We start from the raw sequence: 4181 nt of genomic DNA, 5'->3' as shown, positions 1-4181 counted from the left end.
CCTTTACACATAGCCTTTTGGATAGAATAAATATTTTATCTCCAGCTATATATAACGCTTTCATAGTGGATTAAAAAATAAAAGACACGGGACCGTGTCTTTTATTTTTTAATCTTGACGAGTTGAGTCTTCCGTGTCTTCAACACCAGAGTTTTCACCAATTCCGTGATGTTCACGAACAAAGAAGGCAATTTCCTCTCTTAAATCCGTATTCTCTTTTAAGAATTGCTTCGAATTTTCACGACCTTGTCCTAAGCGTTCTTCATTATAAGAGTACCAAGCACCGCTCTTTTGAACGATATCAAGTTCAGAAGCCATATCTAAGATTTCACCTTCTCTTGAAATACCTTCTCCGTACATAATATCAACTTCAGCAACACGGAATGGCGGTGCTACTTTATTTTTAACTACTTTTACTTTCGTTTTATTACCAACAATATCGTTACCTTGCTTTAACTGCTCAGCACGACGTACTTCAAGACGGACAGTTGAATAGAATTTCAACGCACGACCACCTGGAGTTGTTTCTGGGTTCCCGAACATAACCCCAACTTTTTCACGAATTTGGTTGATAAAGATTGCGATTGTTTTTGATTTGTTGATTGCACCTGAAAGTTTACGAAGTGCTTGTGACATTAAACGTGCTTGTAAACCAACGTGAGAGTCACCCATGTCCCCTTCGATCTCAGCTTTCGGTACAAGAGCTGCCACAGAGTCAATTACGATAATATCAACCGCTCCACTTCGTACAAGTGCTTCTGCGATTTCTAGTCCTTGCTCCCCTGTATCAGGCTGTGATAATAGTAATTCATCTATGTTAACACCTAATTTTTGTGCATATACAGGATCCATTGCATGCTCCGCATCAATGAACGCTGCTTGTCCACCTTGACGCTGTACTTCCGCGATTGCGTGTAATGAAACTGTTGTTTTACCTGAACTTTCAGGTCCATAAATTTCAATAACACGGCCACGTGGGTATCCGCCTACCCCTAGTGCCACATCAAGTGCTAAAGAACCACTTGAAATTGTAGAAATTCTACGCTCCGCTTGTTCTCCTAATTTCATAATTGAACCTTTACCGAATTGCTTCTCTATTTGTTTTAACGCCATATCTAATGCCGCTTGACGATCGCTCATTCAAAATTCCTCCTTAACTAAATTGCTAATCTTATTATACCTATTTTCAATTCAATTTGCCAACAAAAATCGAACATTTATTCGTTTTTTTATTTTATATCGAATAAAACTAGGTTTTCCAACAAAAAAACTAGAAGAAATTTATATCTCTTCTAGCTTTTTAAATAAATGATAAAATCCATATTTTGTAGAGCGTTCTCTAATTTGTTGACGACTTCCACTTAAATTAAGCGAGAAGACTACAGCTGGTTCATCTTTAATCACCAATCCAATAAATACTGTTCCTGGTTCTTTATGCTCTGAAGCATCCGGTCCTGCCACCCCAGTGAAACTAATTCCGATATCTGCTTTTAACAGTTCCTTTACATTTTCAGCAAGATAGCGAGCACACTGTTTACTAACCGCGCCATCAGTACGTAACACTTCTTCAGGTACATATAAAATTTGTTGCTTCACATCATTTTGATAACAAATGACACCGCCTTTAAATACAGACGAAACACCAGCATTTTCTGTTACTTGATTTCCAAAAAGACCACCTGTTAAACTTTCTGCACACGCTAAAGTTAACCCTTTTTCCTTCAATAGCCTTATTGCCTTGTAATGAAGGAAATCTTGGTCATATCCGTAGAAAAATTCTCCTACTCTTTCTAAAATCAAATCTTCCACATGCTGAATCAGTTTCTCCGCCTCATCAGCATCATGATGTTTGGCAGTTAAACGTAATGTCACTTCTCCATCATTTGCAAGTGGTGCAATGGTTGGGTTCGTTTGTCCATCAATTAAATCTTGAACTTTCACCTCTAATTGAGATTCCCCAATACAAAAAAAACGAAGAACACGAGAATAAATATTTCCCCCCGTTGTAAACTTACATAAAAAAGGCTCTACGTAACTTATATACATCGGCTTCATTTCTTTTGGTGGTCCTGGTAATAAAATATAAACTTTTCCGTTCGTATTTAATCCCATACCAGGCGCCATACCGTGATCATTCGCAAATACAGTCGATCCATTTAAAACGAGCGCCTGCTTTTTATTATTCTCCGTAAATTCACGGCCTGTACGCTTAAAATAATCGCTTATCGATGTTAATGCCTTTTCATCATACACAAGCTCTTCATCTAAACTAGACGCTATTGTTTCTTTCGTTAAATCATCTTTTGTCGGTCCTAATCCACCTGTAAAAATGAGCATATCAGCTCGTTCTTCAGCCAATTCAATTGCCTTCTGTAATCGCTTGTTATTATCCCCAACAACAGTATGGTAGTACACGTTAATTCCGATTGAAGCTAACTTTTCAGATAAAAACTGGGCATTTGTATTTGCAATTTGTCCAAGTAATAATTCCGTTCCAACCGCAATAATTTCAGCATTCATCCCAATTCCCCCATAAACTTCTATTTTGAGTTTACAAAAGCATCTTTATTTTTCCAGAAATAATCCCATCCTGAAATAACGGTAAAGAATAATGCAATCCATATGAAAATATCTGCAACTGGAATATGAAGTAGATTTAACGGTACATCATGTAATAAGTATGCTGCAATCGCAATAATTTGTGTCCATGTCTTAATTTTCCCTAGCTGATTTGCTGCAACTACTTCCCCTGTCCCAGCAAGTACAAGGCGTAAACCTGTTACTGCAAACTCACGGCTTATAATTACAATAACGATCCAAGCAGGTACATATTGCATTTCTACCAATGTGATAAGTGCTGCCGAAACAAGTAATTTATCTGCTAACGGGTCAAGGAATTTCCCTAAATTCGTTACAAGATTATACTTTCTTGCATAATGTCCATCAATCCAATCTGTAGCCGAAGCAATAATAAAGATAAGTGCCCCTACTAAATGTTGAATTGGTAACTCTACATCACCAATTATAAATGAGCCCCACTCAAAGGGCGCTAACATAATTACCATAAAAATTGGAATTAAGAAGATTCTAGATATTGTAATTTTATTTGGTAAATTCACAGCTATTCCTCCATCATGTCAAAAACATTTGTTCATTGAAAAAAGTCATCGAAGCGATGACTGTTATTGCGCAGCTTGCCCTATCCCTTGGTTTTTTATCACCAATCTTTGGTGATATTCTTTTGCTGGATCTAATGGGAAAGTAACCACTTGGCCATTCAGTTTAATTTCAACATTCGGTGCACTTCCAATATTAAGCCGCACTTCTTTTACTGTTGATAAATCACGTTTTTCTGTTTGACCACTTTGTACTGTAGTGTTTAGAATTTCGTTACCCGCATCATCTTTAACATCTACATAGCTTGCACCCTTCGCTGAAATTTCCAGTTCTAATGTTTTATTATTATGAATTTCCAAAGTAGATACCTTACCACTCGTTCCAACTACCTTCACTTCTTGTTGTCCAGTTGGTTGCGCTGGTTGCTCTTCTTTCTTTGGTTCTTCTTTTTTTGGTTCTTCTTTTTTTGGTTCTTCCGCTTTCGCTTCATCTTTCTTCGTATCTAACGGAGAATTTTTTGCTTTTTGAACCTCAATTTTCTCACTTTGAGCATTTTGAACTTGCCTATCATCTTTTCCAGTTAACGCTTGAATAACAAACCAGACTACCACTCCAAATGCGATTACTAACAACGCAATCAAAATTTTGGGCATATGATCCGCAATTGGCCATGATGAAGATTTTTGCATTGTTTCTTGTGTTTTTTGTCCAGTTGATACTTGTGGAACTTCACGTTTTTCAGACTGTGGTATCGTACTCTGATATTCCACAAGCAGTTCCTCTCCATTTAATCCAACAGCATCTGCATATTGTTTAATGAATGCACGCGCATAAAAAGCTCCTGGCAACACATCATAATTGCCTTCTTCAATCGCTACTAAATGGCGTTTTTGAATTTTTGTAATCTCATGCAGCTGATCAATAGATAAGCCTTTCGCTTCTCTTGCTTCTGTCAGCTTTTGTCCTAATTCCGTCACTACTAACACCTCAATATTTCTTTAAAAGTCGAACATAGAGAAATTGTTTTGCGTACCTTGCTCAATTTCATCTACTAAATTATATTG

Annotated in this window: 4 protein-coding genes; all 4 read right to left on the bottom strand. The window is 37.1% G+C overall.

Features of this window, described 5'->3' with window-relative positions; translation table 11 throughout:
• Window positions 1-108: 108 nt before the first annotated feature.
• Window positions 109-1140, bottom strand: a complete 1032-nt coding sequence (gene recA, locus AB3X49_RS18665; protein ID WP_002014599.1) for a recombinase RecA — start codon at window positions 1138-1140, stop codon at window positions 109-111.
• Window positions 1141-1281: 141 nt separating this feature from the next.
• Complete coding sequence (locus AB3X49_RS18660; protein WP_367963932.1) at window positions 1282-2520, bottom strand: competence/damage-inducible protein A; 1239 nt, start codon at window positions 2518-2520, stop codon at window positions 1282-1284.
• 20 nt (window positions 2521-2540) lie between these two features.
• Window positions 2541-3119 carry a CDP-diacylglycerol--glycerol-3-phosphate 3-phosphatidyltransferase gene (gene pgsA, locus AB3X49_RS18655; protein WP_002014596.1) on the bottom strand — a complete coding sequence of 193 codons (579 nt, stop codon included), beginning with the start codon at window positions 3117-3119 and terminating at the stop codon, window positions 2541-2543.
• A gap of 63 nt (window positions 3120-3182) precedes the next feature.
• Window positions 3183-4094, bottom strand: coding sequence for a helix-turn-helix domain-containing protein (locus AB3X49_RS18650; RefSeq protein ID WP_002142844.1), 912 nt, complete (start codon window positions 4092-4094; stop codon window positions 3183-3185).
• Between the last annotated feature and the right edge of the window lie 87 nt (window positions 4095-4181).

This window comes from Bacillus sp. C30 (genome assembly GCF_040838255.1).
Taxonomy (GTDB): Bacteria; Bacillota; Bacilli; order Bacillales; family Bacillaceae_G; genus Bacillus_A; species Bacillus_A mycoides.
Note: the sequence above shows the minus strand (reverse complement) of the source record. Positions and strands in the feature narration are given on the sequence as shown.